Annotated in this window: 11 protein-coding genes; 4 read left to right on the forward strand and 7 right to left on the reverse strand. The window is 71.0% G+C overall.

Annotated features, from left to right (window positions below; genetic code table 11):
- Nucleotides 1–9: 9 nt before the first annotated feature.
- The 4 genes from KV557_RS22705 to KV557_RS22720 all read right to left on the reverse strand — a co-directional run bounded on the left by KV557_RS22705 (nucleotide 10) and on the right by KV557_RS22720 (nucleotide 7,759).
- Nucleotides 10–3,186, reverse strand: a complete 3,177-nt coding sequence (locus KV557_RS22705; protein WP_218203084.1) for a non-ribosomal peptide synthetase — start codon at nucleotides 3,184–3,186, stop codon at nucleotides 10–12.
- Nucleotides 3,183–6,365 carry a non-ribosomal peptide synthetase gene (locus KV557_RS22710; protein WP_256177800.1) on the reverse strand — a complete coding sequence of 1,061 codons (3,183 nt, stop codon included), beginning with the start codon at nucleotides 6,363–6,365 and terminating at the stop codon, nucleotides 3,183–3,185. Before KV557_RS22710 ends, KV557_RS22705 begins: the two co-directional genes overlap by 4 nt.
- Nucleotides 6,362–6,613: a hypothetical protein gene (locus tag KV557_RS22715; RefSeq protein ID WP_218203086.1), complete on the reverse strand. Its 252-nt coding sequence runs from the start codon at nucleotides 6,611–6,613 to the stop codon at nucleotides 6,362–6,364. The genes KV557_RS22710 and KV557_RS22715 overlap by 4 nt, the downstream gene beginning before the upstream one ends.
- 459 nt (nucleotides 6,614–7,072) lie before the next feature.
- Nucleotides 7,073–7,759 (reverse strand): transposase domain-containing protein, encoded by a 687-nt coding sequence (locus KV557_RS22720; RefSeq protein ID WP_218203088.1) that lies wholly within the window; start codon nucleotides 7,757–7,759, stop codon nucleotides 7,073–7,075.
- Nucleotides 7,760–8,058: 299 nt separating this feature from the next.
- Between KV557_RS22720 and KV557_RS22725 the strand changes: the two genes are divergently transcribed.
- Genes KV557_RS22725 through KV557_RS22735 form a run of 3 tightly spaced genes read left to right on the forward strand, consistent with a single transcriptional unit; the run spans nucleotide 8,059 to nucleotide 10,140 of the window.
- A complete protein-coding gene (locus KV557_RS22725) occupies nucleotides 8,059–9,156 on the forward strand; it encodes a hypothetical protein (RefSeq protein WP_218203090.1) in 1,098 nt (365 codons plus the stop codon).
- Between the two features lie 39 nt (nucleotides 9,157–9,195).
- Nucleotides 9,196–9,345 (forward strand): hypothetical protein, encoded by a 150-nt coding sequence (locus tag KV557_RS22730; RefSeq protein WP_218203092.1) that lies wholly within the window; start codon nucleotides 9,196–9,198, stop codon nucleotides 9,343–9,345.
- A 12-nt stretch (nucleotides 9,346–9,357) separates the two neighbouring features.
- The gene (locus KV557_RS22735) at nucleotides 9,358–10,140 is read left to right on the forward strand and encodes a phosphotransferase enzyme family protein (RefSeq protein ID WP_218203094.1); all 783 of its coding nucleotides are present in this window, start codon (nucleotides 9,358–9,360) and stop codon (nucleotides 10,138–10,140) included.
- Nucleotides 10,141–10,156: 16 nt separating this feature from the next.
- On the opposite strand, the gene KV557_RS22740 is transcribed toward KV557_RS22735, so the two are convergent.
- From KV557_RS22740 to KV557_RS22750, 3 genes are all read right to left on the reverse strand, one after another.
- A complete protein-coding gene (locus tag KV557_RS22740; protein ID WP_308130018.1) occupies nucleotides 10,157–10,624 on the reverse strand; it encodes an alpha/beta hydrolase in 468 nt (155 codons plus the stop codon).
- A 199-nt stretch (nucleotides 10,625–10,823) separates the two neighbouring features.
- On the reverse strand, nucleotides 10,824–11,543 hold the full coding sequence (locus KV557_RS22745) for a helix-turn-helix transcriptional regulator (RefSeq protein WP_218203097.1): 720 nt from the start codon (nucleotides 11,541–11,543) through the stop codon (nucleotides 10,824–10,826).
- Nucleotides 11,544–11,559: 16 nt separating this feature from the next.
- A complete protein-coding gene (locus KV557_RS22750; RefSeq protein ID WP_218203099.1) occupies nucleotides 11,560–12,492 on the reverse strand; it encodes an alpha/beta hydrolase in 933 nt (310 codons plus the stop codon).
- Between the two features lie 275 nt (nucleotides 12,493–12,767).
- Here KV557_RS22750 and KV557_RS22755 point away from each other — a divergent pair, with 275 nt between their 5' ends.
- A complete protein-coding gene (locus KV557_RS22755; protein WP_218203101.1) occupies nucleotides 12,768–13,097 on the forward strand; it encodes a hypothetical protein in 330 nt (109 codons plus the stop codon).
- Nucleotides 13,098–13,193: the final 96 nt, after the last annotated feature.

The raw sequence follows: 13,193 nt of genomic DNA on the forward strand, positions 1-13,193 counted from the left end.
CTGTGCGATTCAGCGCTTGGATCCGGCGCGGGCGCGCCATCCGGACAGGGCGCGCGCCCTGGCGGTGCCTCGGCCTGCGTCCGACGGTCCGGCCTGGTCCTCGGGGCCGCCGGACGCCTGCAGGCTCTCCAGGTGCGCGGCGAGACTCCGGGCGGTGGTGTGGCGGAAGAGATCCGCCACGGTCAGCCCGGGGTACCGGGGCCGGAGTGCGGCGAGCACCCTGAGCAACCCGCTCGACGTGCCGCCGAGCGCAAAGAAGGTGGCGTCCTGGTCGTCCGGCCCGTACTCGATCACCTGGCCCCAGGCCTCGCGGACCACGGCGGAGACAGCGCCCTCCGGGACAGTCCCGACGGGCGGCCCGGCGTCGGCCGCCGTGGCCAGGTCGGCGGCCAGGGCGACCAGTGCCCCGCGATCCAGCTTCCCGTTGGGCAGTTGGGGCAGCCTGGGCACGAGCAGCCAGGTCGCCGGCACCATGGCCGGCGTGAGCCAGCGGGTGGCGTGCTCACGCAGTTGCTGTGCCATCGCGGGCGGCGCGGGCCGTGGCTCCTGCATCGACTGATCGGACGGAGGCTGGTCGGACAGGGGCTGATCGAACGGTGGCTGATCGGCCACCACCAGGGCGGTGAGCACAGCGCCGCCTCGGGACACCGCGACGGCCGCGTCCCGTACGCCGGGGCCGGTCCGCAGCGCGGTCTCGATCTCCTCGAGCTCCACCCGCTGACCGAGCACCTTGACCTGACTGTCCCGCCGGGTCAGGAAGCGCAGCCCGTGCGGGGCCTCGAAGACGGCCAGGTCGCCGGTGTCGTACGCCCGGACACCGCTGGGTCCACCCAGATGCAGAAACCTTTCCTCGGTCAGCTCGGGCTGCTGCCAGTAACCCTCCGCGACCCCGGCGCCGCTGACCAGCAGGCGCCCCGGGCACCCGGGCGGCAGCTCACGACCGAGGCCGTCCACGACGTGGCAGCGCTCCCCCGCCAGCGGACGGCCGATGTGCACTGCCGTGTCTGCGGCGACCTGCCACACTGTCGACCAGACGGTGGTCTCCGTCGGGCCGTAGCAGTTGACCACCCGTCCGCCGACCACCGAGCGGAGCTCGGCCGCGAGGTCCGCAGGCAGTGGCTCCCCGCCCACCAACAGGGTGCCCAGCCGGGCGAGCATCTCCCGGCCGTCCTGGTCGCCGACCAGCAGCCGGGCCACGGTGGGCGTGCACTGGTAGAGCGAGCCCTCCGGGACGTCCTCCTCGGCTGCCCAGCGATGGTTGGTGAGAAGCACCGACCGGCCCCTCGCCAGCGGCCAGAACAGCTCCAACGCACTGATGTCGAAGGAGAGGCTGGTGCCCGCCAGAGTCACCGGCGCCGGGCCACCGAGCAGCCGGTCGAAGGAGCGGAACAGCGCGTCCAGGTTGCCGTGGCGCACCACCACACCCTTGGGCCGCCCGGTCGAGCCCGAGGTGTAGATCAGGTACGCGGGGTCGGCCGGGGTGCTGACGGGCAGCGCAGCCGCCGCCTCGCCGGGCACGACCGTGGTCGGCACGCCGAGCACCGGGATGCCGGGCACCAGCTCCCGGTCGGAGAGCAGCACGGCGAGCTGCGCGTCCTCGGCCATGTAGCGCAGCCGCTCGGCCGGGTACTCGGGGTCGAGCGGCACATAGGCCGCGCCGACCTTCCACACGGCGAGCACCGCGAGCAGCAGGTCCGGGGTGCGGGGCAGGCAGAGCCCGACCCGGTCGCCCGGCCTGACGCCGTGCTCGGCGAGAGCGGCCGCAAGCGCCGTCGCCCCCTCCTCCAGCGCTCCATAGGTCAGGCTCTGCTCCGCTGTCCGCACAGCGATCGCCTCGGGAGCACGGCGGGCGTGCTCGGCGACCAGCTCGTGCACCGGCCGCTCGGCCGCCGCCACCGGACCGCCGTCAAGCAGCGGCAGCTCCGCCCGCTCGGCCGCGGTCAGCAGGTCCAGCGAGGCCAACGCAAGCCCGCGCTCGTCGGTGAGCTGCCAGAGAGCCCCGACGAGATGCTCGGCCAGCCGTTCCACCTGCGCGGCGGAGAGCGCCCCTGCGCGGTACTCGACGTCCAGTCTCATTCCACCATCGGGAAGATGACAGAGCGTCAGGCCGAGATCGTACTCGACCTCGGCCGGGGGCAGCTCGGCCAAGGTCCAGCTGAGTCCCGCCCGTTCGACGGCGCCGGCGGGCAGAGCTTCGGTGCAGAGGATCTGCGTCAGCGGCTTGCGGCCCGGCTGTCGGACCACACCGGCGCAGGCCAGGATCTCCTCGATCGGCAGGTCGGCGTGCTCGACCGCGTCGAACAGCGCGTCCAGCGTCCGGTCGAGGATCTGCCCGGTATCCCCTTCGGAGAGGTCCAGCCGGACCGGCACGGTGTTCTGCAGGCAGCCGATCTGCTCCGCCCTGTCCTCCCCCCGGCAGCCCGCCACCACCGCGAGCACGAGGTCCCTGCGGTCCGCGTACCACCCGGCGACCATCCCGATCGCGGCGAGGAACTGGGTGAACGGCGTGGCGCCGGTGCTGCGCGCCCGCGCCCGGATCCGCTCGGCCAGCTCTGCGGCGACGTCCCCGGTGTGCACCGCACGCTGTCGGCCGCTCGTCTCGACGGCCTGCGGCAGTGCGGTGTCCTGCGGGCAGTCGGCGAGGTGCCCCGCCCAGAAGCGGCGCAACTCCGCCTCCCGTTCGGCGTCCGGGCCTGACGCCGCGCCGTCTTGACGAGCCGTCAGGCTTCCCGGCTCGGCGTAGGCCGCAGCCAGCTGCCGGAGCAGGATGGTGCTGGAGTCCTCGTCGAACACGGCGTGGTGGACGGAGACCAGACAGTGCGTCAGTTCCGGACCGACCACCGCCCATACCCGGCAGAGCGGTCCCTCACCGTGCACGAAGGGCGCGGCAGCCGCGTCCCGGGCGGCCAGCGGCAGCGTCCGCGCGGCAGCCGCCGGGCTCAGCTCGATGTCGACCGACACCGACTCCACCGGGTGCAGCCGCTGGACGAGGCCCTCCGGCTCCAGGTGCAGGGAGGTCCGTAGCGCGGGCTGGGCGCCGATGACCTCGCGCAGCGCGGCGTGCAACCGGTCGGGGTCCACCGGACCGTCCACCGTGATGTGCTTCACCAGAGTCCGAGCCGCGCCGCCTTCCTGACCGTCCAGCAGGAAGAAGCGCAGCTGCCCCGGGGTGGCAGGCTGACTCATGACGACGCCTCCTGGGCGGTGTCGTGGCGGGAGCGGATGAGTTCCGCCATCCGCGGCAGGGTCGAGTGGCGGAAGATCTCCCGCAGTTGCAGCGGGGGGAAGCCGACCTCGCGCAGTGCAGCGTTGAGCCGCACGGCGAGCAGCGAGTTCCCGCCCAGATCGAAGAAGTTGGCGTCCGCCTGGACCGGGGTACCCAGGACCTGCGCCCAGATCGCCACCAGCTTGGCGGTCACCGGGTCGAGGCCTTCGCCTGGCACCGACGGCACGTCAGCAGCCGTCTCGGGGGCCGCGCCGACAGCCACGCCGACCGCCATGCCGGCTGCCACGCCGGCTGCCGGGAGCAACGGCTCGGGCAGAGCACGCGCATCGAGCTTGCCGTTGCCGGTCAGTGGCAGTTCCGGCAGTGGTGTGACGGTGGCAGGCACCATGTGTCCGGGCAGCCGCTCGCCCGCCCGCCGGCGCACCGCCCGGGGGTCCGTGCCCGGCGTGGTGACGACATAGGCGTCCAGACGTGCCGCCGCCGTTCCCGGCCCGTGCACCACGACGGCGGCCGCGAGCACCTCCGGGTCCTCCAGCAGTACGTTGGTCACCTCGCCGAGCTCGATCCGGAAGCCCCGGATCTTCACCTGGTCGTCGAGCCGCCCCAGGTGCTCCAGCCGCCCGTCGGGGAGGTAGCGCCCACGGTCCCCGCTCCGGTAGAGGCGTGCCCCCGGGGCCCCTGAGAAGTGGTCCTCGGTGAAGCGCTCCGCCGTCAACTCGGCCCGGTTCAGGTAGCCGAGAGCGACACCTGCACCGCCCACGTGTATCTCACCGGCCACGCCCGGCGGCACCGGGCGGCCGGCGTCGTCGAGCACGTACAGATCCCAGCCCGGCAGCGGCCGACCCACCGACCTGCTGCCGGCCAGGGCGTCCGCCCGGGTCACCGTGTGACGGGTGCAGTGCACGGTCGTCTCGGTGATCCCGTACATGTTCTCGACCCGTGCCGTCGGGTACCGGTCGAACCACGGAAGCAGCGTCCTGGTCTCCAACGGTTCCCCACCGAACACCAGCAGCCGCACGGACAGCCGCCCAGTGGCCTCCCCGTCGACCGCGACCAGTTGGGTGAAAGCGGTCGGGGTCTGGCTGAGGACGGTCACCGCCTCGGCGGCGAGCAGCGCGTGGAACTCCTGAGGATTGCGCGAGGTCCAGTACGGGACCACCACCAGCCGGCCGCCCGTCAGCAGGCAGCCCCAGATCTCCCAGACCGAGAAGTCGAACGCGAACGAGTGGAACAGCGTCCACACATCGTCGGGCCCGAGCCCCAACTCACCCTGGGTCGCCGCCAGCAGAGCGGCCACATTGCGGTGGGTGACCAGGACGCCCTTGGGGCGCCCGGTCGACCCGGAGGTGTGGATCAGATAGGCGGTCGAGTCCTCGGTGAGTGGCGGAAGCGGCGCAGCGGGGTCGCTCGGTACAGCGTCAGGCGGCAGCACCCGAGGCCCGGCGAGGGGCTCGTCCGCCTGCCTGCCGACCACCAGGGACAGCCCGGCGTCTGCCGTGATGAAGGCCAGTCGTTCCTCGGGGTAGCCAGAGTCCAGCGGCACATACACGCCCCCGGCCTTGAGCACCGCGAGCAGCGCCACCACCAGTTCGCAGGACCTGCCCAGGCTGACGCCGACCCGGTGCCCGGGAGTCACCCCGGCCTCGACCAGGGCGCGGGCCAGCGAGCTCGACCGCACGTCCAGCTCGGCGTAGCTGACAGCTGATGTTCCGTCCGTGACGGCGATCCGGCCCGGGTCTCGGCGTACCTGACGGGCGAACAGCTCCGGGACCGTGGCCGGGGCGGCTTCGAGACGATCCGCGTTCCGCGCCTCGACCCGCTCGCCGCGCGAGCCCGTCAGCACAGCGGCCTGGTCGTCGGCGCTCAGCGACCGGACTGCGCCCAGTGCCCGCTCCGGACCATCCGCGAACTCGGCCAGCACCGCATCCACCTGACGACCGAACAGTGCGGCGGTTGCCGACGTGAACCAGGCGTGCTGGAACTGGATGAACCCGTCCAGCCCCTGCTCCTGGTCGAAGTAGGCGTAACAGGTCAGCGGGAACTGCGCGTACCCGAGGTCGGGGTCGGGGTGCGGCACCGCGTCGAGGCTCGGCGTGTGGACTTCGGGGAGTCGGCTGCATGGCACAACGACCGCCTGGGGTACCGGCGTTCCACCCATGGCCCGAGCCGGGAGCAGCCCCGTCAGAGGGACGTCGGAGTCGCGGTACGCCTGGACGCACCGACCGTGCACCTGCTGCAGGTACGCTGCGACGGTCAGCTCGTCCTCGGGCCGAACCGGCACCAGGACCGTGGCGCTGAAGTAGCCCACGGTGTCGCGCTCGCGCACCGGCCGCCGGGAGACGCTCGCCCCCACCACCGGTGCGCCCACTCCACTGTTCCTGGACAGCACCAGGCCCACCGCGCCCAGCAGGGCCGAGTACGGCGTGATCCGCAGGGTGCGGGCCGTCGCGGTCAACCGGCTCCAGGTGTCGGCTGCGACGGACAGGGCGACCCGACCGCCATCGCCCGGCGCGGCCCCGCCGTCTCCGCAGCCCCAGTCGAGGTCACAGCTCAGGTCCGCCGACGCCAGCTCGTCACGGAGGCGCTGGGCCTTGTCGTCGGCGGCCTCTGCGGCACGCTGCTGCCCGTCCACCCACGCCGGGTAGTCCCCCGCCGCGCCACCGGGTCGATCGGCGAGCAGCCGCTCGACGATCACCTCGACCGAGCGTTCGTCCACGGCGAGATGGTGCGCGACGAGGACGAGATCGGCTTGGCCGTCCGAGTAGCACAGCAGCAGCGCACGGACGAGCGGCCCGGCCTGCAGGTTGATCGGCCGACGGCACTCTCGCCTAAGCCGGCGTCTCCCGTAGGTGGTGTCCGCCGGAATCGGCAGCTGCTCGACATGCAGTCTCGGCGGCCGAGCCGGCGCCGACATCGGGCGGCCGTCCACCTCCACGACCCGCTCGGCGAGAACGAAGTGATCCTGCACCAGGCGCTCGAACCGCTGCACCAACAGGTCACGGTCGTAGCGCCCCGACAGGCGGTAGACGACAGACACGTTGTGGATCCCGGTGCTGCCCGCCCGACTGTCGGCGAGGTAGAGCCCCAACTGATTGGGCGCCAGCTGCCTCAGCCGATCCGGATGTACGGACCCGGTCATATCGACGCCTTGTCGGCCCCCTGGCCGACCGGCCCGACAGCGGAGCCGGCCTGCGCGAGCAACTCCTGCAGTGCGGCCGCATTCTGCGATTCCAGCACGTCCAGGTAGTCGATCTCGACCTGCCAGAGCTCAAATGCCCGAGTGGACAGGAGGACGGCCAGGAATGAGTCCCCGCCGTTTTCCATAAAGGACAGGTCCGAATCGGCCGAATCGCCGAGGACCTCGTTCCACACAGCAAGCAGATCCATGCCGCCCCCATTCATCGTCATGCGCAGCTACGGAAAGCATCGGCAGCAAGACAACCAGTTGTGGATCTTGCTTGGGCCGCAGCGTACACAACCTTCAACGCCAGGGCGATCCCTCCCCAACCGGCCTCGACCTGCCCTAACTCGCCCCCGGGCACCCCCGATCTGACCCTGCGAACCGCGCACCCGCGGGAGCAGCACGGCGCTCGACCGTCCGGTCACCACACGAACGGGTCGCAGGTTCACGTGACATTTGGTCAGCTATGTACCGATTATCGATCGCTCACAACAATTTGGTAACGCCATGGGGTGGCGGGCACGCCCTGGGGGGTTCCCCCAGCCATCGGACCCCTCCGCGCCATGGCCTCTCCATCGGAATACCACCGAGTTATGGCTGCTGGATTCAACGGCAACGCCGTTGCGTTTAGCGACGGGAGCGTGGGGCGATGCCGGTTTCGAAGATCACGACTTCGGTGTGGAAGGTGTAGGTCTGCGTGGTGGCCGGGTGCTTGCTGGCGTTCGGGCCGTACTTGCTGGTGGGGTTCTTGCGGCTGCGGGCCTTGACGCGGAGCCTGCGCCGGGCGGGTAGGAGGTCGCGGCCAGGACGGCCCGGGTGGCGCACTCGATCAGGACCAGCAGCCGCAGCAGCAGGTAGCCGAACTCCATCCTGTCGCCCTTGCGCTTGGGGTAGTGCCAGGCCACCTGCTCCTCGTCGGGCACGTGGAGGCTGGTGCCGTCGATCGCCACCGTGCGCAGGCCTCGGTAGAACGCACTCGGGGTCGTGCGGTGGGCGATTGGCCCGGCGAGCGTCTCGGACAGGCGCCGCAGCGGCGCGGCCCCGATCCGGCGTCTGGCCCTCGACAGCGAGGAGATGCTCGGGCGCACCGGGTTCAGCTCCTGCAGGGCGGCGGTCAGCTTGCCCCAGGTCGCCCGGTAGGAGCAGTGCTCGAACAGGGCCAGCGCCAGGACGAAGTACACCACCACCCGCGACGGCAGCAGCCGCAGCCGCCGCTCGCGCGCACCGGTCTCCTCCACCACCGCGTCCACCAGGGCGAAGTCCACTATCTGGGTCAACTCGCCCAGATGACCCGGCGCGTACACGCCCCCGGCTACCTCGACCGTCCGGGTGATGACAGACTTCTCCTGCAACGGGACCCCTGGAACTCTCGATCACCGTGCTCGACACAAGTTGATCTACCAGAGGTCCCGCTGCCCCGTCCCAGCACCTTGACGAAGCGCCGAAGGATCAAACGCAACGGCGTTGCGGTTGATACGCCATCAACACCAGCGCCCGCAACGCGCCGTCGGGGACTGCTCCTCGGCCGCGCGTTGCGCGCAGGTCGCGTATCGAGGCGAGGTAGGGGGCCACCCGGCGACGTCTGCGATTCCCCATAGGGTTGGGACGTCAAGCTCTCGCAATCGTCCGTCGTCTGTGGCTGGAAGAACCCGTGACCATCGCTGCTCGTCTCGTCACCACCGTTGCTGCACCGCTGGACCCGGCGTCGGCAGATGCTCCGCAGGTGCTGTACTGGCCCGACCGCAGGCTCCTCGTGCAGCGTGGTGACACGGATGTAGTGGCCGTCGATCTGGACATGCCCCACGCCGACCAAGCCTCCGAGGTTCGATTTCCAGCGCCGTGGCCGCGCCGCTTCGGATCGGTGACGGTGTCACCGGAGCGGGATGCGGCGGTGTTCGCCGGCGTGCACGCGGTGCGGTCGGTGGAGCCGACCGGTAGGACGCGGTGGGAGGTGCACCATGGTTGCTGGGCCGGCGGCTGCCCCCTCCTGCACCTTTCGTTCGACGAATACGCGCACGACGAGGACCACTTCTACGCCGACAGCGGTTCTGTCGCCGTCAGCGCAGACGGCAAGCTGGTTTGGGCCCACGTCCGCGGCCCGTTGGGCGGTGACGGGGACAAGGAGGACGACCAGGAACTGTGGGTGGTTCTGGACGCCACGAACGGCAGGGTCGTGGGGCGCGTGAACACGATGACCGTGGCCTCCGGCTCCGAGCACACTCCACACCCGGACCCCACGCAGATGGGATTGAGTGTCGGCGAGGGCGAAGAAGGATCGCCTGCGCTGTGGGGGCGCTGGGACGGGCAGCAGTTGACCGTCGAGCAGATCGGGATCGAGCAGGTCCTCCTTGCGGCGAGCCCGTCCGGCCGGCACCTCCTGACCGTTGACGTCGGGCAGTGGTCCCTCTGCATCCACCGGGTAGAGGACGGCTCGGAGATTCGGGAACTGGACGCCGCGGATACCGTGCCGGCACACCCGAGGAACACCGGCGAGGACAGGGTGTACTGGGACTACGACGCGGCCTTCGTTGATGAGGACACGGTTGTCGCCGGGACCTCCGAGTGCGACGCGCGGCACGGGTCGGTTCGTCACTGGCTGGTCGACGTGCAGGGGATGACCTTGCGCGGCGAGATCTGCTACCCCGCGCCCGTCTCGGGACCTGCCCGGGCTGCGGGGGGTGGCATGTGGTACACGATCTCCGGGGATGGGACTTCGGTGCATCTGTGGGAGCTGGCCAAGGACATCTGACTCGCCCACTCCCCCACCGGCAGCTACAGCGGCAGTGAGATGACAAGCACCCAGAACCGGCCCGCGATCCTGATCGACATCGGGGGCGTCATCGTCCTGGAGCGGCTCGGGGTGGGGCGTCGCCCGCCCCCTCTGGCCCAGCCCTGGAAATCCGCCGTTATTGGGGTGATCGCGGACCGGGCGTCCTGACAGACTGGCGCTGTGCAGCACAGTGAAGAGCATCCGCTCTCGGGCGGGAACGTCAGCGACGGCGTCGTCCGAGTCGGGGACACCGTCCGTCGTCCCGCCGGGCCATGGACTCCCGCAGTACATGCGCTGCTCGCGCATCTGCACGCGGTGGGCTTCCGGGCCGCTCCTCGCCCTCTCGGCATCGATGACCAGGGGCGCGAGGTGCTGACCTTCATGCCGGGCCAGGTGGTCTGGCCCGACCGGTTCTCCCTGCTGGAGCCCGCAGAACGGCTGGCCCGCGTCGCGCGCCTGATCCGGGACTTCCATGATGCTGTGCGGGACTTCACACCCCCGCCCGACGCCTGCTGGCAGGTGCTGATGCCGGCGGACGAGAGCGACATCATCGCCCATCACGACCTCGCCCCGTGGAACCTCGTGGCCGGCGACGGCGACCAGTGGGCCTTCATCGACTGGGACACGGCTGCCCCCGGCTCCCGCCTGTGGGACGTCGCCTATGCCCTGCACGGCTTCGTCCCGCTGTCCGCGGATCCCGACTGGCAGCGCACCGATGCCGAAGACCGGCTACGGGTCTTCGCCGACGCCTACGGGCTCGATGAGACCGAACGACGCCGGCTGGTCCCGCTGCTGGGGCGCCGCACCCGGGCCATGCACGACTTCCTGCGAGATCAAGCCGGGCGCGGCGCCCAGCCCTGGGCAACCCTGTGGGCAGAAGGCCACGGCGACACCTGGCGAAGCGACACCGACTACATCGAGCAGCGTCAAGAACGGTGGGCGCGCGCCCTGCTCGACGGCTGACGCAGAGCCGGCCATATCACCGCCCGCCGGACGAGGGCTGGCCCGGTGTCGGGATCGGTGCACCTGGGCAGGATCCCTCGGTCGCGACACCCTTGACGAGGAAGTCCACGCCCTTGGCGGCGCACGGCAGGTGCACCAGCGAGGAGTGCACGTCGTTCTGCACGGTGAGCAACGCGCCGCCGATCGTGTCGCGCATCTGCTTCGCCCACGGCATCGGGGTGTTGGTCTCAAAGGCGTGGCCCGACAGTTGCAGCGCGCTGGACCCCTTCTCCAGGTGCGCGGGCTGCGCCCGCAACGGCCAGTCCAGGCACAGATCCGAACTGGCGTGCATGGCGCCGACCGGATAGCGCGCGCGGAGTTGTTGCGCGTGCTCCCAACCGGCCTCGAAGTCCCGTTGGGCCGGCGAATCGTTGCACCGCACGGCCCTGAGCACGAAGTTGATCTCGCCGTCCTGGTATCCGCTGTCGAAGCCGTTGGTGTCCACCAAATACCCAGTGGCCGTCGGTGGCTGCGATGACTGAGGCGCCCCACCCTCCCGCACCGCGTCGAACGCCTGCGACCCTGCCGCCGCAGTGTGTCGGCCTCGCCCCAGTCGCGTAACAGCTCCCCGGCGATCACGCGTCAGCCCCCTCCCGCCGGGCGTGACCGGAAAGGTATTGCCGGGCTGTGGCGGCTTCGGATCCTCAGGGTGCGGGTGTGAGTGAAGCCAGCGCGGTGGGCCGCACCGCGCCGGCGGCGGCCGAGCCGAGCAGCAGGCCGGCCAGGTCATGGGGCAGCGCCTGCTCACCGGTCGGAGCCGCCGCTGTGATGCGGTCCAGCCGGAAGCCCCGACCGGCCCGCCGTGTGCGGCACCAGGCGATGAGGTACCACCTGCCGTCCGCGGTCAGCAGTCCGGCCGGTTCCACGACGCGGTCGCTCTCCCGCCCTGCCGCGTCGACGTAGGACAGGTGCAGCACCGTGCTGTCGGTGAGGGCCTGTTCCACGGCGGCCCGGACCGACTCCGCGGTCCGGGCCGGCAGCGTGACAATCCGTGCGGCGAGGTCCTGGGCCGCGACCGAGGCGGGACCGGTCATCGAGGCCGCGATCTTCTGGGCTGCTGTGCGGGCCGCACCGGCGTAGGGGGCCGAGGCATCGGCCATGGCGAGCGCGGCGACCAACGCCGAGGCTTCGTCGGCGGTGAAGCGGATCGGGGGGAGGGTCATCGCCGGGTCGATCGACCAGCCCCCGCCCCGCCCGGGTGTGGTGCGCACCGGGACACCGGCCTCCATCAGAGCCTGGAGGTCACGCTGCACCGTGCGCGTGCTGACCTCGAACCGCGTGGCGAGCGCCGCGACCGTCAACGGCCGCGGCGCCGCCGCGCGCAACTCTTCCACCAGTGCATAGAGCCGAGGAGTGCGGTTCATGAGGCTGACGCTACCGTCACGCGGTGGCCAGGAAGTCCCGCTCACGCTGCAGTTCCCGCTCGGTGATGGTCAACGGGAACAGGGTGAATCCGTGCATCGCGCCGGCGACGACGCCGAGTTGCACGGGCGCCCCTGCCGCCTGCCACCGCTGGGCCAGGAAGAGCGAGTCGTCCAGCAGCGGATCCTCCGTACCGACGACGATCCGGGCGGGCGGCAGGCCGGCCAGGTCGGCGAACAGCGGCGAGACCTCCGGGTCGCGGCGCTGCTCCGCCCCCATCCCCGGCGTGAAGAGTTCGTAGCTGCCCCGCACTGAGTCGGTGTTGCTCAGCAGCCGCTTGGAGCCGAACGACCGCTGACTCGGTGTCATCGACAGGTCGTACGGGCCGAAGAGCAGGTGGGCCGCCCGGAACGCGCCGGTGATGCCGTGCCGGTCGCGAAGGCGCAGCAGTGTCAGGACACTCAGGTGGGCGCCGGCCGATTCGCCACCGATCAGCAGCCGTTGGGTGCCGAACTCGGCCGCGGCGTGGTCCACCAGCCACCGGGCGGCCGCTTCGCAGTCGTCGGGTCCGGCGGGGAACGGGTGCTCCGGCGCCAGGCGGTACTCCACGCTCACCACGGCCAGCCGTGCCTGCACGGCAAGCCGCCACAGCCTCTCGTCCTGCCCGTCTGCCGAGCCGAACGCCCAGCCACCGCCGTGGATGTGCAGGTACACGCCGTCGGCGTGATCCGGCACGAACGCCCGGACCTTCACCCCGCCCGCAACGACGCGGTCCTGGCCCTGCGGCAGTCTCACCGGCGGCGTGTCGCCACCGAGCCGGCTGCGCCGCAGGAGCGCCAGCACGGTCGCATCCGGCGCTTGCCCGCGAGGTGGACGGCTCGCGGCAGCGGCCTCGAACTGCTCGTTGAATGCCAGGGTCTCGGCGAGGCAGTCCTCGTCTGTCATCGTCATGCGTCGACAGTCGCAGCTGTCCGCGACAACACCCTGTCACCCTTTCCCGGTGAACTGCGTCACAGCTCCCTGTCGCGCCACCTGCTCCCCGACATCCTGGCCGCCCAACGCCCTGTGGACCGGACGCCACGCCCTCCACCGGGGACGACCGCAGCAAGGCCGAGCTCGCACTCCCGCCGAAGGACGCCTACCAGAAGCTGGTCCGCGAACACCTCGCCAACCCCGGGCCGCTTGTCCTGGACTTCGAGTCGCTCTACCTCAAGGGCCAACAGGACGTGGCGCAGCGCCATTTCGAGAAGCTGTCGACGCTGCTGGAGTGGACGCACGAAGCGGCGCCGGGCAAGGCCGTCGGCTTCTACGGCGTTCTGGGCAACACCAGCCCGGAGTACTACCCGCCGGCCCGCACACTGGCTCAGCACGAGGACGCCTTCTTCCCCACCCTCTACACCTTCTCCCCGGACCGCGCGCGCTGGCAGCAGACCCTGAACAAGGACATCGCCGAGGCCCAGCAGATCGACCCGGCCAAGCCGGTGTACCCCTTCCTGTGGCCGCAGTACGACGAGAACACCCCGACTGAAGTTCCCCCACTGAACTGGACAGCCTGATACTGGGACGTTGAGTCCCGGAGGAAGCAGTCCTGATAGTGAGCGGTAAGAGCAACATGAGCAAGCGGTACACGGCCGAGTTCAAGCGGGACGCGA

The sequence above is a fragment of the Kitasatospora aureofaciens genome, assembly GCF_019192735.1.
Taxonomy (GTDB): Bacteria; Actinomycetota; Actinomycetes; order Streptomycetales; family Streptomycetaceae; genus Kitasatospora; species Kitasatospora aureofaciens_A.

What these genes read in the sequence shown, in the direction of transcription:
- KV557_RS22705 (WP_218203084.1), bottom strand. Translation starts at nt 3,186, where the DNA reads ATGAGTCAGCCTGCCACCCCGGGGCAGCTGCGCTTCTTCCTGCTGGAC.
- KV557_RS22710 (WP_256177800.1), bottom strand. Translation starts at nt 6,365, where the DNA reads ATGACCGGGTCCGTACATCCGGATCGGCTGAGGCAGCTGGCGCCCAAT.
- KV557_RS22715 (WP_218203086.1), bottom strand. Translation starts at nt 6,613, where the DNA reads ATGGATCTGCTTGCTGTGTGGAACGAGGTCCTCGGCGATTCGGCCGAT.
- KV557_RS22730 (WP_218203092.1), top strand. Translation starts at nt 9,196, where the DNA reads ATGACAAGCACCCAGAACCGGCCCGCGATCCTGATCGACATCGGGGGC.
- KV557_RS22745 (WP_218203097.1), bottom strand. Translation starts at nt 11,543, where the DNA reads ATGAACCGCACTCCTCGGCTCTATGCACTGGTGGAAGAGTTGCGCGCG.
- KV557_RS22750 (WP_218203099.1), bottom strand. Translation starts at nt 12,492, where the DNA reads ATGACGATGACAGACGAGGACTGCCTCGCCGAGACCCTGGCATTCAAC.